Below are 21,597 nucleotides of genomic sequence, written 5' to 3' on the forward strand. Positions count from 1 at the left end.
GCCGCCCGCGATCTGTTGCGGGACGCCGCCGACCTTGGCGATGATGGTGCCGGCGAAACCGCCGACGCGGAATTTCAGGCCCTTGAAATCCTCCATCGACTTGATTTCCTTCCGGAACCAGCCGCCCATCTGGGCGCCGGTGCTTCCGGTCGGAACGCCGACGACCTTATATTCCTTCATCAGGTCGTTCAGCATATCCATGCCGCCGCCGAACCGCATCCACGCGATATGCGCGCGGGTGTTGAGGCCGAACGGCAGCGAGGTGCCGAACGTGAAGGCGGGATTCTTGCCCCAATAGTAATAGAGCGCCGTGTTGCCCATTTCGACGGTGCCGTTAGAGACGGCGTCGAGCACCTGCAGGCCCGGCACGATTTCGCCGCCGGCGAACGGCTGAATCTGGAATTTGTTGTCGGTGATATCGGCAACGCGCTTGCAGAAAAATTCGCAGCCGCCGTAGAGCGTATCGAGCGCCTTGGGCCAGCTGGCCGCAAGCCGCCACTTGATTTCAGGATTGGATTGCGCGATGGCCGGTGATGCGACCGCAGTCGCGGCGAGACCGACACCGCCTACCTTAATAAAATCACGACGTTTCATATGTGTTTCCTCTTTTGTTTTTCTATACTGACCACCGGACAACGATCTTGATGTGTCGTTCTTGTCCGACGATGGCCGACGTTCGATTGGTGATTGATATCAAGCCTTTCAAACCCTTGAGGCAGGATGACCAATCGGGGATCGATAATCAAGGGTTCTGGCTCGGCCTGACGCGGCTGGCCGGTAGGGAAGGCCGTTAATCGCCGCAGGAGCCGGGAATGGCAGAGAAGAAGGTCGTGATCGCCGGTGCGACGGGGTTGGTGGGCAATGCCGCATTGCGGCACTTCGGCCCGTTGGCTGGATGCGACGTTCTGGCGCTGTCGCGACGCAAGCCGCGCGAGCTCTACGGCGCCAGGCACGTTCCGATCGACCTCACCAATTCCGTGCAGTGCCGGCACGCCGCAACCGAATTGCAGGGCGCTACCCACCTTGTTTATGCCGCGCTCTATGAAGCGCCCAATCTGGTCGATGGCTGGCGCGACCAGGACCAGATCCGCACCAACGATGTGATGCTGCGCAACCTGATGGCGGTGCTGGAGCCGGTCGCGCCGCAGCTGCGGCACGTGGCGCTGCTGCAAGGCACCAAGGCCTATGGCGTTCACGTCCGGCCGCTCACCGTGCCGGCGCGCGAGGGCCGCTCGGAAATGTACGAGCAGCCGAATTTCTACTGGGCGCAGGAAAACTTCCTGCGCGAACTGCAGCGGGGCAAGGCCTGGCACTGGAGCATCCTGCGCCCCGTACTGATCGTCGGCGAGACCATCGGCGGCGCCATGGATCTGATCCCGCCGCTCGGCGTCTACGCGTCGATGCTGCGCGAACAAGGCCGCCCGCTCGACTATCCCGGCGGTGCGCCGCGGGTGTCGCAGGCGGTGGACGTCGATCTGCTGGCGCGCGCGATTGCCTGGGCCGGCGAGGCGGCCGCCGCGCGCAATGAGGCCTTCAACGTCGCCAATGGCGACGTCTTCACCTGGGAGAATGTCTGGCCGGCGATTGCGGATGCACTCGGGATGAAGCCCGGCGACGCTGTACCGCTATCGCTGGCGCAGGAATATCCAAAATGGATCGCGCCATGGGACGAACTGCGGCGCAAGCACGATTTGATCTCCCCCGGCCTTGAGGCGTTCGTCGGCCTCTCGTTCCAGTATGCCGATTACAGCATGCGCTACGGCCAGACCGAATATGGCCCGCCGTCGATCGTCTCGACCGTGAAGATCAACCAAGCCGGCTTTACCGAGATGATGGATACGGAGGCGATGTTCCGGAAATGGTTCGGCCTGGCGCGGTCGAGCCGCTTGCTGCCGTAGCGCGGCACGCCGGATGCCATCATGATATGACGGGATGAAACATTGGAGCCCACGATGCTGGACCACGTCAGCCTAGGCGTCCGCGATATCGAGCAGTCCAAGAAATTCTACGACGAGGCGCTTCGCCCCCTCGGCATCGAACGTTTGTATGCCGACGGTCCGACCGCCGCCGGCTATGGGGCTGGTCGGAAAGCATTCTTCTGGATCGGCCAGAGAGACGCTTCACAGACGGGCACCCACGTCGCCTTTGTGGCCGAGGACCGCGAAACCGTGGACCGGTTTCACCAGGCCGCGCTCGCAGCCGGGGGACGTGACAACGGGCCACCGGGGCTGCGCCCGCAATATCACGAGCATTACTACGGGGCGTTCGTGCTTGATCCCGACGGTCACAATGTTGAGGCGGTTTGCCGCAAGCAGGCGTAGCCTGATCGTTACGCGTTGCCCATCGACCCGAACTTCGCCTCCATCGCCTTGCGGGTCTTGATGGTGTCGTTGTTGGCGTCGATCTCGACATCGCTCCAGCGCACCACCCCGCCGTGGGCGACGTTGTTCTTCAGCTTGACGCGATGGGCGAGGCCGATCGGCAGCGCACCGGCGGCAAGGCTAGTGGACGCCGGCATCAATTTTCCCCACACCGTGTAGCCGCCTTCGCCGTCGAGCATTTCGCCGGCGCGAAGATCGCGTTTTGCCACCGCCGCGACGTCGCCGCGAAAGCCCTGCGGCTGCCCGGTCGGTTCGTTGCGCAACGCCGCTGACAGGATCGAGATGTTCAGCTCCAGCCCGATCAGGTGATAAGGCTTGTACATCGCGGCAAACCGCCCCGAAGCGTCGGTCTTCAGCCCATATTGCCTGAAACAGTCCGCGGCGTAGTCGTTGGGCGCTTCCAGCACCACATAGACACCCCAGCGCAAGTCGCGAAATACGGGGCGGCCGTCGCGCTCCAGCGACGACACCACTTCCACCACGCCGGATTTCTCCAGCACGCCGCCTCTGTCGCGCGGCCGCATCACATGCGGCAGGTCGTCGACGCCGCAGGGTGGGAACAGCAGGCCGTCGGTGGGCACGTCGAGCCCGGTGGCGTTGGCAATCGCCGCCATTTCGATCGCGGATTTGGTGCCGTCGAGAAACGAGTTGAACATCTGCGGATTCATGCCGGCGGATTGCGCCTCGCCCGCGGTCAGGCCGTAATGGCCCCAGACGCCCTCCGGCGTCACGTCGTGATAGGCTGGCAGATACTTCGTACCTTTACCTGCAGCGACCACCCGGAAACCCGTCGCGCGCGCCCAGTCCACCATCTCCGATGTCAGCGCCGGCTGATCACCATAGGCCAACGAATAGACCACGCCGGCCTTGCGGGCTTCCTCGGCGAGCAGCGGACCTGCCAGCACATCGGCCTCGACATTGACCATCACCACATGCTTGCCGGCCGTAATCGCCGCGCGGGCGTGTCGGATGCCGACGGCGGGATTGCCGGTCGCTTCCACCACCACGTCGATCGCACCGCCTGCAATCGCGCGCGCCCCATCGTCGGTGAAGGTTGTTCGTGCGATCCGCTCTTCGTCCCAGCCGACGGTGCGGCACGCCTCGCGCGCGCGGTCGCGGTCGAGATCGATGATCAGCGGCACCTCGAGCCCCGGCGTGTGCGGCACCTGCGCCAGGAACATCGAGCCGAATTTGCCGGCGCCGATCAGCGCGACGCGGACCGGTTTGCCGGCCGCATGGCGGGCTTGGAGGAGGTGGTGGAGATTCATGGGGGATGATCCAAAGTACGTGAGCGTGTCCCGGACGCGGTGCAGCGTGTAACGCTGCTCCGCAGAGCCGGGATCCATGGGAGATAACTGCGCGCGGTTCAGTATGGACCCCGGCTCAGCGGCGCACCACTCCGTGTTGCCCTTCGTCCGGGGCACGAGAGTGGTTCTACTCCGCCGCCTGGCGATGCGCGCGGGCTAATCGCAGCAGTGCGTCGTCGTCCACGGTCTGGATCGGCGTGAAATCGCGGTGGGCGATGTATTCCGGCCGCGTCGGGGTTCGAATGTAATTGGAGACCGCGTTCAGCGTCAGATAGACGATTTTTCGCGGATAGGGCGTGATGTTGCCGGCAGAACCGTGCACCAGATTGCCGTGGAACATCAGCATGCCGCCGGCCTTGCCGGTGGGCGCGACGATGCCGCCTTCCTTCACCAGCCGCGTCACGGTGGCCTCATCCAGCGTCCACAACGGATAGGAGGTGGTTTCGAGATCGTGCGAGGCCTTGAGGTCGCCGGCGTGCTGGCTCTTCGGCACCAGCATCAAGGGGCCATTGATCGGCATCACTTCGTCGAGGAAAATCGCGATGTTCATGGCCCGCGGCTGCGGCATGCCGTCGTCGCGCTTCCAGGTGCCGTAATCCTGATGCCATTGCCAGACGTCGCCGGTGAAGGCGGATTTGGCGTTGATCTTGTACTGATGCATGTAGACTTTTTCGCCGAACACCTGCTCGACCGGGTCGATCATGCGCGGATGCGCGCCGAGCACGCCGAAGGCCTCGTTATAGAGATGCGCGGCAAACGCGGTGCGCGGCGCGCCGCTCTTCTCGCGCCACACCTCGGGCCGGTCGGCGTCATAGATGCCCTCGGCCTCGCGCGCGAGATAAGCCACTTCCTCCGGGCTGAACAGCTCGGGCAGGAACAACCAGCCTTCGCGGTTGAAATCGTCGATCTGCTGTTGGGTCAGTTTCATGGTCGTTCCTCCTCTTGTTTGTTGTCATTCCGGGGCGATGCGAAGCATCGAACCCGGAATCTCGAGGTTCCGGGTTCACGCTTCGCGTGCCCCGGAACGACAGCGTTTCAGTCACGCCGCCCTGTCAGTCGCCCTCAGTCTTTCCTCCGTCATCCGTCCCGCCGTTTGCGCGTGCGCCAGCGCCGCGGCCTCGGCGGCACTGTCGTTGCCGGCCAGAATCTGCCCGGCAATCGCCTCATGCTCGCTCCAGGCGCTGTCGCGGTAGTCGAGTTCGGCCAGCACGGTGGCCATCGAACGGCGCATATGCGGCCATTGCGGTGCGATCATTTCCTCGATCGCGGGATTGCCTGACAGGCGATAGATCGCGCTGTGAAAGTCGACGTCGAGCGCGATCAGCCGCGCCAGCGGGGTGTCGTGGCCGATGGCCCGACCGGCCTTCAAGGCCGCTTCCAGCGCCGCCCGCCCAGCCGTATCGGTCCTGGTCCGCCCGGCGGCAAGCCGCGCCGCCAGGCCGTCGATGGCCCCGCGGACCTCGTAGAGCTGCCGGATACGCGCCGGATCGAGTTCGGTGACCTCGAAGCCGCGGCGGCCGCTCTCGGCCACCAGGCCCTGCCGGTGCAGCAGGTGCAGCGCGTGGGAAACCGGCTGGCGCGACACGCCAAGCTTCTCGGCCAGCTCGTTCTGGGTGATCCGCTGGCCTGGCGGCAGCGTGCGGTCGATGATTGCCTCGAGGATCCGGCCATAGACCTGGTCGATCAGGTTGGGGAGCGGATCTAACGGGGTCATGTTGGTCGTCCAGTTTGGAATACGGAATTCCGTATTCGAAAATAGCGACGGACGCCAGCGAGGTCAAGAGCCTTTCCAATTGTGAACTGGGCACTGGGACGCGTCATTCCCTGCGCTATGCTCGCGGCTCTGGAGCGCGATCGGAGGTTCCATCATGAGCAACGACGCAGCCGGCTTCGTCGGCAATATCCCGCAATATTATGATCAAGGCCTCGGCCCGGTGATCTTCGCCGACTATGCCGCCGACATCTCCCGGCGTGTGGCTGCAGCCAAACCGGCACGGGTGCTGGAGACGGCGGCCGGCACCGGCATCGTGACGCGGAAGCTGCGCGATGCGCTGCCGGCCACGACGAAACTGATGGCGACGGATCTCAATCCACCGATGCTCGATATCGCGCGCACCAAATTCCGCGCCGGTGAGCAAGTCGAGTTTCAGTCCGCCGATGCCGTCGCGCTTCCGTTTGCGGATGGCAGCTTCGATGCCGTCGTCTGTCAGTTCGGAATCATGTTCTTTCCGGACAAGCCAAAATCCTGTTCCGAGGCATTTCGCGTTCTCGCGCCCGGCGGGCGTTATGTGCTCAGCGTCTGGGACTCCCACCGCTACAACCCGTTCGGCCGGATCAGTCATGCCATCGCCGAACGGTTTTTCCCCACCGATCCGCCGCAATTCTATCGCGTGCCGTTCTCTTGCCACCAGATCGATCCGATCAAGGAAATGCTGATCGAAGCCGGCTTCGGTGACATCAACGTCGCGGTGATCCGGCAGGAAAGCGTGATTGCCGATGTCGCGGCGTTCGCGCGCGCGGCGGTTCTCGGCAATCCCCTGATCGACCAGATCCAGGCGCGCGGCGGCGTCGAGCCGGAGCAACTTATCGCGGCGCTGGCGCAGGATTATCGCCGCGAGTTCGGCGCCGATCCCGGCCGGATGCCGCTTCAGGCGATTGTGTTCTCCGCAACAAAACAGGGGTAGGCGCGCAGCCCTGGATCACTTCCACATCGAATGTGCCGATTGCCTGCGTCAATCGCCGAGATACGCTCCCCGCTGATGGTCAGCTGCAGCACGAAAGATCCGAGCAATTGGGGTTAGCTGACTAAATCCGGCCGATTGTGGTCACGTCTTAGGAAACCAAGCTATGCGAACCTTTACCTATGCCCCCAAGTTCGAGCGGGGCGACAAGCGCGGTATTGTCGTGAGCTTTCCCGACGTCCTAGAAGCAATCACGCAGGGCGACGACATGGCGGACGCGCGGGCGCAGGCTGAAGAAGCGCTGGGGCTTGCATTGTTGACCTATCCAGAGCGCGGGCTGCCGCTGCCAAAGGCGCGCGCCAAAGGCAAAGGCTTGACGTTGGTTGCGGTCGCGCCCGGCGTTGCCGCAAAGCTTGCGGTGCTGGAAGCCTTCAGTGCGGCCGGGATCGGAAAAAGCGAACTCGGCCGGCGCATGGGGAAGGACGAAAAGGAAGTCCGCCGTATTCTCGATCCAAAGCATCCGACTAAACTCCCTGCGATGGTCGATGCCCTGCGAGCGCTCGGAAAGCGCCTTGTCGTGAGCGTGGAAGAGGCGGCGTAGGTCGCCGCTTGCAGACTGCTCCTACTCATCCTGGATAGCCGCACGCCTCTAGAGCACCTCCACGTCGAAGGTACCGATTGCCTCCGCGTCAGCCACTGCGTCAATCGCCGAGATACCTTCGCCGCTGATGGTCAGCTGCAGCACGATGCGCAATTGCCCGCCGAGGATGACAACGACCCCCAGCGCGCCGTCGAGCAACGCAGGCTTGGCATTCTGGGCGCGGCCCTTGAAGGTTTCGGCAACCGCCGCAGCGCCGCGGATTTCCGGCAGCGAACCCAGCCGCTGGGCGGCCTGATCGGCACGGAACACGACGTCGGGATCCAGCACCGCGAGCAGCCCCTCGAAATCACCGCTGCGCGAGGCCGCCAGGAACGCGTCGACGATCTTCTTTTGGCGGCTGACATCGGCGTCCGGCGCGGGCGGGGTGCCCTGCACCCGGCGGCGGGCACGGCTGGCGAGTTGCCTCGCCGCGGCCGGCGTGCGCCCGACGATCGGGGCGATCTCCTCGAAGGGGACGGCGAACATGTCATGCAGCACGAAGGCCAGCCGTTCGGCCGGCGCCAGCGTCTCCAGAACCACCAACAGCGCCGCGCCGACCGAATCGGCCATGTCGGTGTCGCGCTCGTGCTCGTCGCTGGCGGCGGGCTCGGGCACGTGCGGGCCCATCGGTTCCTCGCGCCGGGATTTGCGCGATCGCAGCATGTCGAGGCAGACGCGGGCGACCACGGTGGTCAGCCAGCCGCCGAGGTTTTCGACCGCGCTGGTATCGGTGCGGCTCAGGCGCAACCAGGTTTCCTGCACGGCGTCGTCGACCTCGGCGGTCGATCCCAGCATGCGGTAGGCCACCGCGCGCAAATGGGCCCGGTTGGCCTCGAATTTCTCAGCCAGAAACTTTTTCTCGTCCATCGGTCACATTCCCATGTCGTGTCTCGTCATGGCTTTGACGAACGAAACCGCGCCGATGTGACAGCAAATCGGCATGGCGGCGTCAAACGGAACAAATTGAATGGAGAAGCAAAGATGATGCAGGCACGAATGAACCACCCGGTCATGGTCGTTCCCGAGGCCATGAAGGCGTTGCAGTCGCTGGGCGACCTGACCAAGAACGGCCTCCCCGAAAAACTGCTCGAACTGGTGCACCTGCGCGCCAGCCAGATCAATGGCTGCAGCGTCTGCGTCGACATGCACCCTAAGCTCGCCAGGAAGGCCGGGGAGACCGACGAGCGGCTGTTCGCGGTCGCGGCCTGGTACGACACGCCATATTTCACGGAGGCCGAGCGGGCGGCATTGGCATTGACGGAAGCGCTGACCCGCATCAGCGACCGGGCCGACCCGGTGCCGGATGCCATCTGGAATGAGGCCGACAAGCATTTCGACGAGCAGGAGCTGGCGACGCTTGTCCTGGCGATCGCCAGCATCAATGTCTGGAACAGGCTCAACGTCGCCGTGCGCCAGCCGGTGGGCGTCTGGAAGGTGTGAGCACCTCACGGCACCGCAGCCTTGCATTGGGTCCCGGGCGGCGGCACGGCAGAGGCCGCGCCCTTGTGACGCTCCTCAGTCTCAAGAACTAGGCTCAATTTTAACGCGCAGGCTCGTGCTAAATTCACCGGCGCGAGCTAAACACAAGCTCGGCCGATTCCGATCGGCCGGGCTTTTTTCGTTTGCCTCCGCCATCCATTCCGTCCGCCCGATATGTCTGAGCCCCAATCCATGCTGCGACCGTCGATCCGCAAACGAATCCTTGCCATCGCCGTCGGGCTGATTGTCCTGATGGCGATCACATCGGTTCTGTCGACGGTGATGACGCGAAAAGTCGCCCATCAGCTCGACGAACTCAGCACCAAATATATCGAAGCCTACGGGGATCTTGCCCGGATGAATGTTCGCTCGCTGGAGCAGGGGCTGGCGGTGCGTAGAATGGTGATCGCGAAGATGCAGTCGCCGCCGGATGAGGCTCTCTTTGCCGATCAGCAAAAGATTTATGAGGCGAAAGGCCTGGAAATCGATCAGGAGGCGCAATCCGCGCGGGCGTTGATCAAGGCGATCATCGATGATCCGTCGACTGAGTCAGACGATTTCAAGCTGGGCCGGATCGACGATCGGATCGAAAACGTCAACAGGGACCTCCGTCGCTATCTAAGCGATGAGTACAAGCGCATGATGACGCTGCTCGCTGCGGGCAACTTCGCGGAAGTGAGGACCAGCCTGGCCCGTGCTGACACGTTGCGCGACGAGTTCGACCAGAAGGTGGAAGACATCCGCACGGAGATGCTGGGACAGGTCCGCAGCGATGCCGTGGTGACGATGCGGGACCAGCAAAAGGCCATCGTGATCTCCATGATCCTGACGGTACTGGCGGCCGTCTTGGGGTTGATGTTCGCAATCTTCGTCAGCGTGGGCATCACCCGGCCGGTCCGGCGCTTGCTGGACGGCACCCGCGCGGTCGAGGCCGGCCGTCTCGATGGATCGATCGACGTCACCACGCGGGATGAAATCGGGCAGTTGACGTCCGCGTTCAACAACATGGTCGAGCAATTGCGTCACAAGGAGAAGATGCGCGAGACGTTCGGCCGCTACATCGACCCGCGTGTCGTCGCAGGACTGATCGACCGGCAGGCGCAGACCGCAGCCGACGGCGAGCGTCGGGTAATGACGGTGCTGTTCTGCGACATGAAGGGATTTACCAGCCTCAGCACGGGGATGACGCCGCAGGGGCTGGTCAAGGTAATGAACCATTATCTGTCGACAATGTCGGGGCCGATCCGCAATCATCGCGGGATCATCGACAAATATATCGGCGACGCGATCATGGCCTACTGGGGTCCTCCGTTCAACGAGGACGGCGAGCAGGCGCAGCTGGCCTGCCTTGCCGCGATCGACATGGCTCGCCGTGGTACGGGGTTGCGGACGGAGCTGCCCGAATTGCTCGGCGTGCGCACGGTGCCGAGCGACTGCGACGTCCGCATCGGCGTTGCGACCGGCGAGGTGCTGGTCGGCAGCATCGGTTCGGAGTTCATGATGAGCTACACCGTGATGGGTGACGCGGTGAATCTGGCGTCGCGGCTGGAGGGCGCCAACAAGGTCTATGGCAGCCACTCGCTGGTGTCAGCGCCCACGATCGCGCTGGCCGGTGACGTCATTGAATTTCGCGAGATTGACCGGCTGGTCGTCGTCGGTCAGAGCCATGCCGAGACGGTGTTCGATATCCTGGGGCGCAAGGACGAACTCGCGCCCGAACAGGCGCTGCTGCAGAGTCGATATGCCGAGGGATTGGCGGCCTATCGCGAGCGCCGTTGGGACGACGCGCGCCACGCCTTCAGCGCCGCGCTGGAAGCGGTCCCCGGCGACGGACCGTGCAGGGCGTTTATCAAACGCATCAGTGACTTTCAGGCCAGCCCGCCCGGCCCCGATTGGGACGGCACGTGGCGTCTCGATGAAAAGTGATCGCTGCCGGCAGCGCTCACGCCGCCAGGAATTCCAGGACCGCCTCGGAAAATTGCTGCGGCGCCTGATCGAAAATCCAGTGGCGGGCGCCGGGAATCACGGCGGTTGTGGCGTTCGGAATATGCTGCGCCAGCACGCGCCAGATCTGGGCCAGCGAGCCTTGCGTGTCGCCGCCGCCGATCAGCAAGGTCGGCGTCCTGATCGATTCCGCCTCGCTGCGTGAAAATGGCCGGCGGTCTTCGCCGACCTGGCCGATCAGCGTGAAGGCATTGTCGCGGAGTTGTTGCTTGGGTGCGGCCGGCAGCCGCTTCCAGGTGCCTTCGCCATCGATCATGTCGACGATCAGGGCGAGCGCACCGTCGATATCGGCGCTTTTGACTTTCTCCACCGCGGCCGGAATCCGCGCCGCAATAGGAGAAGCAGCGGAAGCTGTCTCGCCGAGCGTGGCGTCGAGGTTCCCGCCTGGCTCGGCCAGCACCAGCTTGCGCAACAGGTCCGGCCGCTGCTCGGCGACGCGAAAGGCGATATGGCCGCCGCGGGAATGACCCATCAGGTCGACGGGGCCGATTTTCAGTTGCTCGATGAAGCCGATCACGTCGGCGACGTGCTGCGCCATCCGATAGTCGTTGCCGGCGCCGTCCCAATGTTCGGGGAAGAAGTGCCGCAAGCTGAGCGCGATCACACGGTGCGTTTTCGACAGCGGCCCGAGCACCGGGTACCAGGTGCGGAAATCGCCGAGCGTGCCGTGAACGCAGACCAGCGGCATGCCGCTGCCGACGTCGAGATAGGCGATGTCATAGCCGTTGACGAGAAGCGTTTGCATGCGATCAAGCCTCTGCCAGGAACGCGAGCACGATCTCGCAATATTTCTGCGGCGCCTGTTCGAACATCGGATGGGTGGCGCCCGGGATCATCTCGGTGCGCGAACCCTTCACGTTCGCGGCCAATGCACGCAGCACCAGCGGCAGCGTGCCCCGGGTGTTGGCGCCGCCGATGAACAGCGTCGGGGTCCTGATCGCCTCGGCATCGGCCTTCGAGAACGGCGGGCGGGCGTCGCGCATCTGGCCGATCAGCGTGGTGGCGTTGTCGCGCAGCAACTGCTTCGGCGTCGCCGGCAGGCGTTTCCAGGCGCCGGGGCCTTCCAGCGCGTCCATGAAGATTTCCAGCCCGCCATCGATATCGCCTTTGGCGATGAGTTCCGCGGAAGCGGCGATCCGGGCCGCGAGCGGCGAGGGGCCGGGTTTGTAGGCGGGATCGAGCGTGGCGTCGAGTTCGCCGCCGGGCTCGGCCAGGATCAGCTTGCGCAACAGGTCCGGCCGCCGCTGCGCGACGCGAAACGTGATGTGCCCGCCGCGGGAATGGCCCATCAGATCGACCGGCCCCATGTCGAGTTTCTCGATGAAGCCGATCACGTCATCGACATGCTGCGCGATCGAATAGGTGTCGCCGACGCCATCCCAGTGGTCCGGAAAGAAATGCCGCAGCGACGGCGCGATCACGCGGTGTTTTTTCGACAGTGGGCCCAGTACCGACGACCAGATCCGGAAGTCGCACAGCGAGCCATGCACGCACACCAGCGGCGGGCCTTCTCCGACATCGAGATAGGCCATGTCGAAGCCGTTGACGGCAAGGGTCTGCATGCGGGGCTCGGTGTGCTTGGACGAGGCCATTGAATGGCGCGGTGACGATGCCACATCATCGGAAGTTGTTTATGCCGTCAAGTTCCCTCAGGTTTCGGGTGGATAGCAACAATCTCCAAGTCTAGATTTGCTCCAAGCCTAGATTTGGGACCAGCATCAAGCTCAGACTATCGGAGCGAGAGGATCTGGAGCGAGATCATGACCGAACAGCAATATGCGATATTCGACACGCCGATCGGCCGCTGCGGCATCGTGTGGGGCGAGCGCGGCATTGTGTCGGTGCAACTGCCGATGGGCGACGAGAAGAAGACCCGCACCCGCCTGCGGCAGCGCCATGGCGAGATTGATGAGGCCGCCCCGCCGGCGAACGTCCAGACCGCGATCGAAGGGATTGTCGAGCTCTTGGCCGGCAAGCCGAACGACCTTGCTGATGTCGTGCTTGATCTCGACGGCGTGCCCGAATTCAACCGCGGCGTCTATGACATCGCGCGCCGCATTCCGCCGGGCCAGACCATGACCTATGGCGACATTGCCAAAAAGCTCGGCGGCGTCGAACTGTCGCGCGACGTCGGCCAGGCGCTCGGCCGCAACCCCTGTCCGATCGTGGTGCCCTGTCACCGCGTGCTGGCGGCGGGCAACAAGCCGGGCGGGTTTTCCGCCAATGGCGGCGTGGTGACGAAATTGAAGATGCTGGCGATCGAGGGCGCGGTGGTGAACCACACGCCGAACCTGTTCGATTGAGCGGGGCTAGAGCGTTTTCCAGCGAAGTGGATACCGGTTCGCGTCAAGAAAACGCGTCAAACCAAGAATCTAGAGCCCCGTTCCGATTCAATCGGAACGGAAAAGGCTCTAGGCTCGCTGCACCTCTCCCGCTTGCGGGGTCGAGACGAGCGAAGCTCGCTCTTAGGTCGACGCGCGAAGCGCGGCGGGTGGGGGCTCTCTCCACCTGATGACTCGCGGATAGACCCCCACCCCAGCCCTCCCCCGCAAGCGGGAGAGGGAGCGCGATCCCTTCGCGGTTGCTATTCACCTAATCTCATCGCAGGTCACCGTCCCTTGAAGTTCGGCTTGCGTTTCTCGTTGAACGCCAGCACGCCTTCGCGGCGGTCCGCGGTCGGCACCATCCGGTTATAGGCCTCGATCTCGAGCGCCAGGCCGTCGCGCAGCGAGGATTGCAGGCCGCGGTGGACGGCGAGTTTTGCCTGGCGCACCGAGATCGGGGCGTTGCCGGCGATGCGCGATGCCGTCGCCAGCGCTTCCCGCAGCAGATCGGGTTGCGGAAATACTTCGTTCACAAAACCCCAGTCGCGCGCCTGCGTGGCCGTGAACGGCTTACCGGTCAGGATCAGCTCCTTGGCCCGGCGCTCGCCGACCGCGCGCGGCAGGGTTTGCGTGCCGCCGCCGCCGGGCATGATGCCGAGCGTTACCTCGGTCAGGGCAAAGCGTGCGGTCTCGGCCGCGTAGAGGAAATCGCAAGCGCCTGCGATCTCGCAGCCGCCGCCATAGGCCGCGCCGTTGACGGCGCCGATGATCGGGACCGGACAATCGATCAGCGCCCGCACCATCCGCTCGAAGATGACGTGCTGGCGCGTCCATTGCTCGTCGGTCATGCCGCGGCGCTCCTTGAGGTCGCCGCCCGCACAAAACGCCTTGTCGCCGGATCCGGTCAGGACGATGCAGCGCAGATCGGCGGGATCGAGCGCGATATCCTCGAAACAGCGCACGAGATCGCGGCCCATCTGGGTGTTGAGCGCATTGGAGGCATCCGGCCGGTTCAGCCGCACGAGCGTCACGTGGTCATCGACCCGTTCCAGCGTGAGGGTCTCGAACGCAGATGTTTCCGGCGCCGCGCTCATATCGCCTCGCAGGTAAACCCGTTGCCGGCGCGCCGGATTTTGCCCACCGACGGTGAGGGGAAATGCGCGGTGCAGCACAGCGTCTCGGTGTCGCAATAGCGTTCGAGGAAGCTGCGGCGCGTGACGCCGGCCTGCGCCTGGTCGACGTCGAACTTGACTGACATCTCCGGATAGCGTGTCTGAATCGGCGAGTGCATCAAATCGCCCGAGAACACCGCGTCGTCCTTGCCGCGGCCGAAGGTGAAGGCGAGGTGGCCGGGGGTGTGGCCCGGCGTCGGCAGCAGGCGCGTGTGATCGCCGATCGCAAAATCGTCGCGCACGATGTCGGACTGCCTGGCTTCGACCACCGGCAACACGCTGTCGCCGAACGGCGGCACCGGCGTCTTGGCATTGGTTTCGGTCCAGTAGTCGAACTCGGCCTTGCCGAACACATAGCGCGCCTTCGGAAAGGTCGGCACCCAGCGGCCGTTCTCCAGCCGCGTATTCCAGCCGACATGGTCGACATGCAGATGCGTGCACATGACATAGTCGATATCGCCGACCGAGAAGCCCGCCGCGGCGAGCGCGCGCGCGTACGTGTCGTCGGTCTTCATGTTCCATTTCGGCCGCAGCGGCCGCGGCTTGTCGTTGCCGATGCAGCTGTCGATCAGGATGGTGTGGTGCGGCGTCGTGACGATGTAGGACTGGAAACACAGCATCAGCACGTCATTGGCGTCGAGCGCGCCGGCCTTTTGCATCCAGCCGCGGTTTTCCGCCAGCAAGCCCGGCGTCAGGCCCGGCAGCATCTCCAGCGCCGGCACGAAGGTGGTCTCCTGCTCGATGATGCGGTGGATGGTGAGATCGCCGACGGTGAATTTCAGGCTCATGGCTGTATCCCGCGATTGATAGAGAATCCGAGGCGCCGCCGATCCTGGTTGACCTCGATCGTCGTTATCCTATCCGCTCGTTATTACGCCGCCGGCGGTACCGAGATTTTCACCGACGGCCGCTCCAGCATGCGCTGATGGAACGCATCGAGCTTCGGAAACGCCTTGCGCCAGCCGCAATCGGCGAAGCGGAAGTCGGCATAGCCGAGCACGCAGACGAGGCCGATCTGCACGATGTCGAACGGCCGCGACAGCACCTCTGGCTTGTTCTCGAACCGCGCCATCCCGGTCCAGGCCCGGTTCCAGTGGTCGTCGGACCACGCCTGCCATTGCAGTCCCTGCGGCCGCACCATCTTTTCGTAGCGGCACAGCAGCATGGCATCGAGCATGCCCTGCAGCAGCGCGTGATCGGTCTTGACCTGCCAGCGCGTCGCCCCGGAGGCCGGGATCAGTCTGCCGCCGCCGGCGAGTTCGTCGAGATATTCGACGATCACGTACGAGTCGAGAATAACGTCGCCATTGTCCAGGATCAGCACCGGCAGCTTCTTCAGCGGCGTGATCTTCGAATACTCCTCGTTGGCCGTGCCCGGCGCCACCGTCGCCGAGATGAACTCGATCTTGTCGATCAGCCCGGTCTCGATCGCGGCGATGCGGACCTTGCGGGCGAAAGGCGAGGCGGGGGAGAAGCTGAGTTTCATTTTTTTGTTTCCTGAAATTCATCGACGCGCGTCTCAAGTCCTCAGTGTCATCATCCGCGAAAGCGGATGATCCAGTACTCCGCGGCGGTCCGGTCTAATCACGAAAGCCGCGGCGTACTGGATACCCCGCCTGCGCGGGGTATGACGGATCGCCTCACGCCTCGATGACGACCTGCCGCTGCTCGCCGAGACCTTCGATGCCGAGGGTGACGACGTCGCCGACATTGAGGAATTTTGGCGGCTTCATGCCGAGGCCGACGCCGGGCGGCGTGCCCGTGGTGACGATGTCGCCGGGCAGCAGCGTGAGGAACGTCGAGAGGTAGGCAATGCACTTCGCCATCGAGAAGATCATGGTCGAGGTCGATCCGGTCTGGCAGCGCGTGCCGTTGACGTCGAGCCACATCGACAGTTTCTGCACGTCGGCGATTTCATCCTTGGTCACCAGCCACGGGCCGACCGGGCCGAACGTGTCGTGCGACTTGCCCTTGGTCCATTGTCCGCCGCGCTCCTGCTGGAAGTAGCGCTCGGAGACGTCGTTGCAGACGCAGTAGCCGGCGACGTGGTTGAGCGCGTCGGCCTCGCTGACATATTTGGCGCGGGTGCCGATGATGGCGGCGATCTCGACTTCCCAGTCGAGCTTCCTGGACTCGCGCGGCTTTTCGATTGCGTCGTTCGGGCCGCTCAGCGAGGTGTTGGCCTTCAGGAAGAAAATCGGTTCCGGTGGGATCGGGGAGCCGGTTTCCTTGGCGTGATCGGCATAGTTGAGACCGATGGCGACGAATTTCGAGATGCCGGTGACCGGCGCGCCGAAGCGCGGCTTGCCGTCGACGGCGGGAAGTTTGGCGGGATCCAATGCTGCGAGCTTGGCCAGCGACGCCGGCGCATAGGCTTCGCCATTGAGGTCCTTCACATGCGCGGAAAGATCGCGCAGTTGGCCGGATTTATCGATCAGGCCGGGCTTTTCCTGGCCAATCGCGCCGTAACGAACAAGCTTCATTTGATGGCTCCCTCAGGGGTTTCTTTACTTGGCATGCTTCATGGAACAGCGGGCCGGGAAATTCAACTGCGGACTGACCTAGCCGCGCGCATTGCTGCTGTCCTCATCCTGAGGAGCCCGTCTTCGCCCGTTGGGCTTCGCCGGGCACGCTTTGCCCTTTCTGGTGCCCGGCTGCGCCACGCGTAGCCCGAAGGGCAAAACGTGGTTCGAGACGCGCGAAGACGCGATCCTCACCATGAGGAGGACCATTTATCCCAGCGCGATGAACTTGAAACTTGCGCCCTCGCGCTTGATATGGCCGGCATTGAAGTGGCCGCCGATGACAAGCGTCGGCGTGTCGGCAAAACGCCCGAACAGCTCGCGCCGTGTCTCGGCCGACGCTTTGGGGTCGGAATCCGCGGTCGACGACCAATCGAGATGGGCCATCTGGCAGGGGTGATGGGCGACGTCGCCGGTGAGCAGCCCTTCTTCGCCATCGGACTTGATATGAAGGCTCATATGACCGGGGCTGTGGCCGGGCGTCGGGATCAGGGTGATTTCGTCGGACAGTCGATGGTCGCTCGGCACCAGATCGGCCTTGCCGGCATCGGCGATCGGTTTGACGGAATCGCCGAACACCGCCTTTTTATCGGGCTCGTCGCTGTGATCGCGCCAGTGCTCGAATTCTGTCCTGCCGAACACGTAGCGCGCGTTGGCAAAGGTCGGCACCCACTCGCCGCCGACCAGTTTGGTGTTCCAGCCGACATGGTCGACATGCAGGTGCGTGCAAAGCACCGTGTCGATGCTGTCAGGGGCAAAACCTGTCGCGGTCAACGTGTCGAGGAAAGGGTCTTTCCGGTTGTTCCAGGTCGGCACGTTGCGGCCTTGCTTGTCGTTGCCCAATCCCGTGTCGACGATGATGCGCCGCGATGGCGTTTCCACCAGCAGCGAGTGGATCGACATTTTGAGGCGGCCTTCCTCATTGGCGAAATGCGGAATCAGCCAGGGCAGTTTCTGGATTTCCTCGTTGGTCGCGAGCGGCAGGATGAAGCGGGTACTGCCGACGGTCTCCAGTTCGACGATCTTCGTGATTTTGACCTTGCCCACATTCCAGTGCATCCGGCGTCCCTCTTTTTTGATTGGCTTTTTCTTGGCAGGAAAGATGCGGGTTTCCGCAATTGTTCGCAATGGATCATCTCGCGGCATCGGGCGTTATCGCAGAGCCCAAACAGGGAGCGAACGATGCCGGAACTCGCAATTTCGCGCGAAAAAATCGGCTTTTTGATCGAGAAAGCCCGGGAATTCGACGTCAAGGAAGCGACCTCCGATCCGGATTCCGGTTCAAATGCCGCCGACGACGAGATGATCGACGTGCTCCAGGATAACGGCAAGGATCCCGTCGTGCGCGAGATCACGGGCTTCATCAGCGCGCTATCCGAGGACGAACAAGTCGATCTCGTTGCCCTGATGCGGCTTGGCCGCGGCGACGGCACGATTGAGGAATGGAGTGATCTGCGCCGCCAGGCCGCCGAAGGACGCAACGGCCGCACCGCAAGTTATCTGCTCGGCGAGCCGATGCTGGGCGATCTGCTTGCCGAAGGCCTCGACGAATTCCGCCTGTCCTGGACCGACGCGCGCAACACGCCCGCACAGTAGCTACCGCGCGCAGTCGACGATAACAGTGCCGAGCTTGTCGCCCTTTTCCACCGCCAGATGCGCTTGCGCGGTGTCTGCGAGCGCAAACTGCGCGGCCACATTGTGGATGCGCTTGCCCGCCGCGAGCCACTTCGTGATGTCGGCCTGGGCGGCGGCAAGCAGCGGCGGCGGCAGTGCGAACAGCACCAGCGCGCGCACCGCGATGCATTTTTCCATCAGCTCGCGCATCGGCACGGTCGGCGTGCGGTTGCCGTTGGTGGCGTAGACCGCGATGGTTGAATTGACCGCCATCGCCTTCAAGGTGGTGTCGATATTCCCGCCAAAATCGACATCGACCACGCGGTTCACGCCGCGCTTCCCGGTAAACGCCATGACCTTGGCGACAACGTCTTCGGTCTTGTAGTTGACGACGAGATCGGCGCCGGCAAGTCGTGCCTGTTCGGCCTTCGCCGCCGAACTGACGGTCGCGATCACCTGCGCGCCGCCCCATTTGGCGAGTTGCACGGCGTAGTGGCCGACCGCACCGGCGCCGCCGGTGACCAGCACGGTTTGTCCTGCGATCGGCCCATCGCAAAACAGGCAGCACCACGCCGTCATGCCGGGAATCCCGAGCGTGGCGCCGGCGGCGTAGGAAAGACTATCCGGCAGCGGCGTCACCAGATGCTCGGCGAGCGCGATATATTCCGCCGCGGTGCCGAAGGCGCGGCCATTGCGCTGGCCGTTGAACAGCCAGACCCGCTGGCCAATCCTCAGGTCGATGACGCCGTCGCCGATCTGGTCGACGATCCCGGCGCCGTCGCTGTTCGGGATCACGCGCGGATATTCCATCGCGCGATAGCCGCCGCCGCGGCGGCCGACATCGGCGGGATTGACGCCCGACGCCTTCAGCCGCACCCGGACCTCGCCCGGGCCGGCCTCAGGTGTCGGCATCTCCCCATAGGTCAGCACCTCGGGCGCGGGACCTGTTCGCTCGTACCAGACCGCCTTCATCGCGCGCCCTTCAAAGGCTGCATCAGAGCGTGCCCGGGAACGCGCCGCCGTCGAGCAGGATGTTCTGCCCGGTGATGAAGCCGGCTTTGGCGCTGCACAGGAAGGCGCAGGCCTCGCCGAACTCCTCGGGGGTGCCGAACCGTCCGGCGGGATTGAGTTTGGCCCGCTCTGCCAGCACCTGCTCGACGCCGATCTTGCGCTTCTCCGCTTCGCCCTTGGCGGTGCCGCGCAGGCGATCGGTGTCGAACGGACCCGGCAGCAGGCCGTTGATGGTCACATTGTTGATCACGGTCTTGCGCGAGATGCCGGCAACGAAGCCGGTGAGACCGGCGCGGGCGCCGTTGGAGAGGCCCAAAATGTCGATCGGCGATTTCACCGCGGCCGACGTGATGTTGACGATGCGGCCGAACTTGCGCGCCATCATGCCGTCCACCGTGGCCTTGATCAGCTCGATCGGCGTCAGCATGTTGGCGTCGACAGCCTTGATCCAATCGTCGCGGGTCCAGTTGCGGAAATCGCCGGGCGGCGGGCCGCCGGCATTGTTGATCAGGATGTCCGGATCCGGGCAGGCCTTCAGCACATCCTCGCGCCCCTGCGGCGTGGTGATGTCGCCGGCGACTTCCGTCACTGTGACGCCGGGATGCGCCTTGCGGATTTCATCGGCGGTCTTTTTCAGCGCTTCGGCGCCGCGCGCCGTCAAGGTGACATGCACGCCTTCATTGGCCAGTTGCATCGCGCAGGCGCGTCCCAACCCCTTGCTGGAGGCACATACGATGGCACGGCGGCCTTTGATTCCAAGATCCACGGTCTCACTCCCGTTATGTCAGGTGATTTTTTGAAGTCCGAAGGCGCCAGTGTAGCCAATCGCGGCGGCCATGATAAGTGGCTCGTTGCCGCGCGAAATGCATATCAGCCGATCATCGCCTGCTAAATTCGCTGCTCTCGCTTCAGCCGGTCGATGGTGGCGGCGACATCAGGCGGCAGTGACTTGAAACCCTTCTGCCCAGCCATTGACAGCAGCGGCCGCAGTTGCGAACCGGTCAGGAAAGCCGGCTGGCGATCGTCTGGGACGAGCTGGTCGAATACCAGCACCAGCGTGATCGCGACCAGGCCGGCGCGCACCGCGCCAAGCGCCGCGCCACCGAGGCGATCGCCGATACCGGCCGATCCGATGGTGTCGTCGAGCATCATGCACGCCAGCTTTCCAAGCACCATGCCTGATATCAGAAAGATTGCGAAGAACAGCAGCGAATTCTGCATCAGGGGCGAGCCGAATTTGCCCGCGATCTGCGGCGCCAGCAACGTGGTGGCCGTCACGGCGATCGGCATCGCCAGGAGATAGCCAAGGATCGTGACGCCGCTGCGCAACAGGCCGGTGTTGAAGCCGGTGACCACCGCAATCAATAGCCCGAGATAGACGACGGCATCGAAACTGTTCATGGATGAGAAATCCCTGCCTGTTCCCGGCGTCGCCTTCTTGGTCAATGAAACGGGTTTGCGATCGCTGAAATCGTAGGTATCAATGGGCTCGTTCAGTTCCGGGACTTCGCCATGTCTGGCCTATTCCACGTCCGTAAAGAAACCATACTCATCACTGCGCTTCGATGCTTCGCGCCTTTGCACAAGCGCTCCGCGCTTGTCGCATGCAATGACGACAGCTGCGTAGGGCTGGTTCTCTTTAACCCGCCGCTCCGTGCGAGATGGCGGGTTAAAGGGAACCCGCCCTACGGGAGCTTTTTTCAAAGGATGCGGCTGTGCCGGGCGAACCAGATCTTGCAATCTTGCTGCAGAACATGAAGCCGGAAATGCACGACGGTGTTTTCGTCTTTTGCAGCATCCGGGCAGATCAGGAAATTCCTGCCACGTTCAGGCCGGTGCATGTATTCCGAGAACGGGAAGGAACGACTCTCGTCATGCGGCGTGAGGAAGCCGAAAGCGCAGGATTGTCCCATCAATTCGCATCGCGCCTGATCACGCTGACGGTTCATTCCTCGCTCGAAGCGGTCGGGTTTCTGGCTGCAATCACCGGCCGGCTCGCGAACGCCGGGATCAGCGTGAATGCTGTGTCGGCCTATTACCACGATCATTTGTTTGTGCCCGAGCACCGCGCCGAAGAGGCGCTGCAGATTTTGCAAGGCATGTCCTTGGAGGGCTCGGAGTGACCAGCGCGTAGTGCCGCGCGATGCTGCAGAAGGCTCCAACCCCTCCTGTCAGGTGCGGCAAAATAGCCCGACGGGCAAATCACTTCCGATTTACGGAAATCATGTCAAGCCAAAAATTGTAGATAATAAAAAATATTTCGCTTTTACGGAAATTAAAATCGGTTTATATCTTCGGCCATCCCGTCCCGCCAGAGGGGCGTATCATGATCGTCACGATCGTTGGGACGGGTCGCGGTGGACGCTGGTAGTGCCGATAACGAACGGCACGAGAGCGTACGGCAAAAGCGTGTGGTCCCGACGTCGCGGTGCTGGCGTCAATGCACCTGGAAGCAATAGTTT

Annotated in this window: 25 protein-coding genes (1 of these 25 cut by a window edge); 10 read left to right on the forward strand and 15 right to left on the reverse strand. The window is 63.5% G+C overall.

Annotated elements, in window-relative coordinates; all coding sequences use genetic code 11:
• A protein-coding gene (locus tag ACSQ84_RS30220) for a TRAP transporter substrate-binding protein (protein ID WP_436215370.1) crosses the window boundary here: on the reverse strand, window positions 1-594 show its 5' portion. The gene continues 495 nt to the left of window position 1, outside the view; 594 of the gene's 1,089 nt are visible here — the first part of the coding sequence; the start codon lies at window positions 592-594; its stop codon lies off the left edge, out of view.
• A 218-nt stretch (window positions 595-812) separates the two neighbouring features.
• Between ACSQ84_RS30220 and ACSQ84_RS30225 the strand changes: the two genes are divergently transcribed.
• Together ACSQ84_RS30225 and ACSQ84_RS30230 are read left to right on the forward strand one after the other, a co-directional pair.
• Window positions 813-1,898 carry an NAD-dependent epimerase/dehydratase family protein gene (locus ACSQ84_RS30225; protein WP_436215371.1) on the forward strand — a complete coding sequence of 362 codons (1,086 nt, stop codon included), beginning with the start codon at window positions 813-815 and terminating at the stop codon, window positions 1,896-1,898.
• 54 nt (window positions 1,899-1,952) lie between these two features.
• A complete protein-coding gene (locus tag ACSQ84_RS30230) occupies window positions 1,953-2,321 on the forward strand; it encodes a VOC family protein (RefSeq protein WP_436215372.1) in 369 nt (122 codons plus the stop codon).
• Between the two features lie 8 nt (window positions 2,322-2,329).
• On the opposite strand, the gene ACSQ84_RS30235 is transcribed toward ACSQ84_RS30230, so the two are convergent.
• From ACSQ84_RS30235 to ACSQ84_RS30245, 3 genes are all read right to left on the reverse strand, one after another.
• Window positions 2,330-3,649, reverse strand: a complete 1,320-nt coding sequence (locus ACSQ84_RS30235) for an NAD(P)H-dependent oxidoreductase (protein WP_436215373.1) — start codon at window positions 3,647-3,649, stop codon at window positions 2,330-2,332.
• 166 nt (window positions 3,650-3,815) lie between these two features.
• Window positions 3,816-4,616 carry a phytanoyl-CoA dioxygenase family protein gene (locus ACSQ84_RS30240; protein WP_436215374.1) on the reverse strand — a complete coding sequence of 267 codons (801 nt, stop codon included), beginning with the start codon at window positions 4,614-4,616 and terminating at the stop codon, window positions 3,816-3,818.
• A 111-nt stretch (window positions 4,617-4,727) separates the two neighbouring features.
• Entirely contained in the window at window positions 4,728-5,402 is a 675-nt protein-coding gene (locus ACSQ84_RS30245) for a GntR family transcriptional regulator (RefSeq protein WP_436215375.1), read from the reverse strand.
• Between the two features lie 154 nt (window positions 5,403-5,556).
• Between ACSQ84_RS30245 and ACSQ84_RS30250 the strand changes: the two genes are divergently transcribed.
• Both ACSQ84_RS30250 and ACSQ84_RS30255 read left to right on the forward strand, forming a co-directional pair.
• Window positions 5,557-6,372, forward strand: a complete 816-nt coding sequence (locus ACSQ84_RS30250; RefSeq protein WP_436215376.1) for a class I SAM-dependent methyltransferase — start codon at window positions 5,557-5,559, stop codon at window positions 6,370-6,372.
• Between the two features lie 163 nt (window positions 6,373-6,535).
• Window positions 6,536-6,970, forward strand: coding sequence for a type II toxin-antitoxin system HicB family antitoxin (locus tag ACSQ84_RS30255; RefSeq protein ID WP_436215377.1), 435 nt, complete (start codon window positions 6,536-6,538; stop codon window positions 6,968-6,970).
• Window positions 6,971-7,018: 48 nt separating this feature from the next.
• Here the strand turns inward: ACSQ84_RS30255 and ACSQ84_RS30260 are convergent, their stop codons facing one another.
• On the reverse strand, window positions 7,019-7,876 hold the full coding sequence (locus ACSQ84_RS30260) for a sigma-70 family RNA polymerase sigma factor (protein WP_436215378.1): 858 nt from the start codon (window positions 7,874-7,876) through the stop codon (window positions 7,019-7,021).
• Between the two features lie 117 nt (window positions 7,877-7,993).
• Between ACSQ84_RS30260 and ACSQ84_RS30265 the strand changes: the two genes are divergently transcribed.
• Window positions 7,994-8,449 carry a carboxymuconolactone decarboxylase family protein gene (locus tag ACSQ84_RS30265; protein WP_436215412.1) on the forward strand — a complete coding sequence of 152 codons (456 nt, stop codon included), beginning with the start codon at window positions 7,994-7,996 and terminating at the stop codon, window positions 8,447-8,449.
• A 231-nt stretch (window positions 8,450-8,680) separates the two neighbouring features.
• Window positions 8,681-10,414: an adenylate/guanylate cyclase domain-containing protein gene (locus tag ACSQ84_RS30270; protein ID WP_436215379.1), complete on the forward strand. Its 1,734-nt coding sequence runs from the start codon at window positions 8,681-8,683 to the stop codon at window positions 10,412-10,414.
• Window positions 10,415-10,430: 16 nt separating this feature from the next.
• On the opposite strand, the gene ACSQ84_RS30275 is transcribed toward ACSQ84_RS30270, so the two are convergent.
• Window positions 10,431-11,237 carry an alpha/beta fold hydrolase gene (locus ACSQ84_RS30275; protein WP_436215380.1) on the reverse strand — a complete coding sequence of 269 codons (807 nt, stop codon included), beginning with the start codon at window positions 11,235-11,237 and terminating at the stop codon, window positions 10,431-10,433.
• A 4-nt stretch (window positions 11,238-11,241) separates the two neighbouring features.
• Window positions 11,242-12,054, reverse strand: a complete 813-nt coding sequence (locus ACSQ84_RS30280; protein ID WP_436215381.1) for an alpha/beta fold hydrolase — start codon at window positions 12,052-12,054, stop codon at window positions 11,242-11,244.
• A 198-nt stretch (window positions 12,055-12,252) separates the two neighbouring features.
• On the opposite strand from ACSQ84_RS30280, the gene ACSQ84_RS30285 reads away from it, so the two are divergent.
• A complete protein-coding gene (locus tag ACSQ84_RS30285) occupies window positions 12,253-12,795 on the forward strand; it encodes a methylated-DNA--[protein]-cysteine S-methyltransferase (RefSeq protein ID WP_436215382.1) in 543 nt (180 codons plus the stop codon).
• A 305-nt stretch (window positions 12,796-13,100) separates the two neighbouring features.
• Here the strand turns inward: ACSQ84_RS30285 and ACSQ84_RS30290 are convergent, their stop codons facing one another.
• The 5 genes from ACSQ84_RS30290 to ACSQ84_RS30310 form a co-directional block, all read right to left on the reverse strand.
• Entirely contained in the window at window positions 13,101-13,910 is an 810-nt protein-coding gene (locus tag ACSQ84_RS30290) for an enoyl-CoA hydratase/isomerase family protein (protein ID WP_436215383.1), read from the reverse strand.
• A complete protein-coding gene (locus ACSQ84_RS30295; RefSeq protein WP_436215384.1) occupies window positions 13,907-14,776 on the reverse strand; it encodes an MBL fold metallo-hydrolase in 870 nt (289 codons plus the stop codon). The genes ACSQ84_RS30290 and ACSQ84_RS30295 overlap by 4 nt, the downstream gene beginning before the upstream one ends.
• An 83-nt stretch (window positions 14,777-14,859) precedes the next feature.
• Window positions 14,860-15,474, reverse strand: coding sequence for a glutathione S-transferase family protein (locus tag ACSQ84_RS30300; protein ID WP_436215385.1), 615 nt, complete (start codon window positions 15,472-15,474; stop codon window positions 14,860-14,862).
• Window positions 15,475-15,628: 154 nt separating this feature from the next.
• Window positions 15,629-16,471 (reverse strand): fumarylacetoacetate hydrolase family protein, encoded by an 843-nt coding sequence (locus ACSQ84_RS30305; protein ID WP_436215386.1) that lies wholly within the window; start codon window positions 16,469-16,471, stop codon window positions 15,629-15,631.
• 249 nt (window positions 16,472-16,720) lie between these two features.
• On the reverse strand, window positions 16,721-17,569 hold the full coding sequence (locus tag ACSQ84_RS30310) for an MBL fold metallo-hydrolase (RefSeq protein ID WP_436215387.1): 849 nt from the start codon (window positions 17,567-17,569) through the stop codon (window positions 16,721-16,723).
• Window positions 17,570-17,692: 123 nt separating this feature from the next.
• On the opposite strand from ACSQ84_RS30310, the gene ACSQ84_RS30315 reads away from it, so the two are divergent.
• Complete coding sequence (locus ACSQ84_RS30315) at window positions 17,693-18,106, forward strand: DUF3775 domain-containing protein (RefSeq protein WP_436215388.1); 414 nt, start codon at window positions 17,693-17,695, stop codon at window positions 18,104-18,106.
• On the opposite strand, the gene ACSQ84_RS30320 is transcribed toward ACSQ84_RS30315, so the two are convergent.
• The 3 genes from ACSQ84_RS30320 to ACSQ84_RS30330 all read right to left on the reverse strand — a co-directional run bounded on the left by ACSQ84_RS30320 (window position 18,107) and on the right by ACSQ84_RS30330 (window position 20,536).
• Window positions 18,107-19,096 (reverse strand): NADPH:quinone reductase, encoded by a 990-nt coding sequence (locus tag ACSQ84_RS30320; RefSeq protein WP_436215389.1) that lies wholly within the window; start codon window positions 19,094-19,096, stop codon window positions 18,107-18,109.
• A gap of 22 nt (window positions 19,097-19,118) precedes the next feature.
• Window positions 19,119-19,901 (reverse strand): SDR family oxidoreductase, encoded by a 783-nt coding sequence (locus tag ACSQ84_RS30325; RefSeq protein WP_436215390.1) that lies wholly within the window; start codon window positions 19,899-19,901, stop codon window positions 19,119-19,121.
• A 122-nt stretch (window positions 19,902-20,023) separates the two neighbouring features.
• Window positions 20,024-20,536 (reverse strand): CvpA family protein, encoded by a 513-nt coding sequence (locus ACSQ84_RS30330; RefSeq protein ID WP_436215391.1) that lies wholly within the window; start codon window positions 20,534-20,536, stop codon window positions 20,024-20,026.
• Between the two features lie 314 nt (window positions 20,537-20,850).
• Between ACSQ84_RS30330 and ACSQ84_RS30335 the strand changes: the two genes are divergently transcribed.
• Complete coding sequence (locus ACSQ84_RS30335) at window positions 20,851-21,258, forward strand: ACT domain-containing protein (protein ID WP_436215392.1); 408 nt, start codon at window positions 20,851-20,853, stop codon at window positions 21,256-21,258.
• Window positions 21,259-21,268: 10 nt separating this feature from the next.
• On the forward strand, window positions 21,269-21,597 hold a 329-nt coding region (locus ACSQ84_RS30340), incomplete at its 3' end, for a hypothetical protein (protein WP_436215393.1).

This window comes from Bradyrhizobium sp. LjRoot220 (assembly GCF_964252915.1).
In the GTDB taxonomy this organism is placed as follows: Bacteria; Pseudomonadota; Alphaproteobacteria; order Rhizobiales; family Xanthobacteraceae; genus Bradyrhizobium.

Excerpts from the sequence above, each read along its gene's own strand:
- ACSQ84_RS30295 (WP_436215384.1), bottom strand. The coding sequence starts at position 14,776 with ATGAGCCTGAAATTCACCGTCGGCGATCTCACCATCCACCGCATCATC.
- ACSQ84_RS30300 (WP_436215385.1), bottom strand. The coding sequence starts at position 15,474 with ATGAAACTCAGCTTCTCCCCCGCCTCGCCTTTCGCCCGCAAGGTCCGC.
- ACSQ84_RS30230 (WP_436215372.1), top strand. The coding sequence starts at position 1,953 with ATGCTGGACCACGTCAGCCTAGGCGTCCGCGATATCGAGCAGTCCAAG.
- ACSQ84_RS30275 (WP_436215380.1), bottom strand. The coding sequence starts at position 11,237 with ATGCAAACGCTTCTCGTCAACGGCTATGACATCGCCTATCTCGACGTC.
- ACSQ84_RS30240 (WP_436215374.1), bottom strand. The coding sequence starts at position 4,616 with ATGAAACTGACCCAACAGCAGATCGACGATTTCAACCGCGAAGGCTGG.
- ACSQ84_RS30330 (WP_436215391.1), bottom strand. The coding sequence starts at position 20,536 with ATGAACAGTTTCGATGCCGTCGTCTATCTCGGGCTATTGATTGCGGTG.
- ACSQ84_RS30280 (WP_436215381.1), bottom strand. The coding sequence starts at position 12,054 with ATGCAGACCCTTGCCGTCAACGGCTTCGACATGGCCTATCTCGATGTC.
- ACSQ84_RS30310 (WP_436215387.1), bottom strand. The coding sequence starts at position 17,569 with ATGCACTGGAATGTGGGCAAGGTCAAAATCACGAAGATCGTCGAACTG.
- ACSQ84_RS30315 (WP_436215388.1), top strand. The coding sequence starts at position 17,693 with ATGCCGGAACTCGCAATTTCGCGCGAAAAAATCGGCTTTTTGATCGAG.
- ACSQ84_RS30245 (WP_436215375.1), bottom strand. The coding sequence starts at position 5,402 with ATGACCCCGTTAGATCCGCTCCCCAACCTGATCGACCAGGTCTATGGC.
- ACSQ84_RS30305 (WP_436215386.1), bottom strand. The coding sequence starts at position 16,471 with ATGAAGCTTGTTCGTTACGGCGCGATTGGCCAGGAAAAGCCCGGCCTG.
- ACSQ84_RS30270 (WP_436215379.1), top strand. The coding sequence starts at position 8,681 with ATGCTGCGACCGTCGATCCGCAAACGAATCCTTGCCATCGCCGTCGGG.
- ACSQ84_RS30265 (WP_436215412.1), top strand. The coding sequence starts at position 7,994 with ATGCAGGCACGAATGAACCACCCGGTCATGGTCGTTCCCGAGGCCATG.
- ACSQ84_RS30320 (WP_436215389.1), bottom strand. The coding sequence starts at position 19,096 with ATGAAGGCGGTCTGGTACGAGCGAACAGGTCCCGCGCCCGAGGTGCTG.
- ACSQ84_RS30260 (WP_436215378.1), bottom strand. The coding sequence starts at position 7,876 with ATGGACGAGAAAAAGTTTCTGGCTGAGAAATTCGAGGCCAACCGGGCC.
- ACSQ84_RS30255 (WP_436215377.1), top strand. The coding sequence starts at position 6,536 with ATGCGAACCTTTACCTATGCCCCCAAGTTCGAGCGGGGCGACAAGCGC.
- ACSQ84_RS30225 (WP_436215371.1), top strand. The coding sequence starts at position 813 with ATGGCAGAGAAGAAGGTCGTGATCGCCGGTGCGACGGGGTTGGTGGGC.
- ACSQ84_RS30235 (WP_436215373.1), bottom strand. The coding sequence starts at position 3,649 with ATGAATCTCCACCACCTCCTCCAAGCCCGCCATGCGGCCGGCAAACCG.
- ACSQ84_RS30290 (WP_436215383.1), bottom strand. The coding sequence starts at position 13,910 with ATGAGCGCGGCGCCGGAAACATCTGCGTTCGAGACCCTCACGCTGGAA.
- ACSQ84_RS30285 (WP_436215382.1), top strand. The coding sequence starts at position 12,253 with ATGACCGAACAGCAATATGCGATATTCGACACGCCGATCGGCCGCTGC.
- ACSQ84_RS30250 (WP_436215376.1), top strand. The coding sequence starts at position 5,557 with ATGAGCAACGACGCAGCCGGCTTCGTCGGCAATATCCCGCAATATTAT.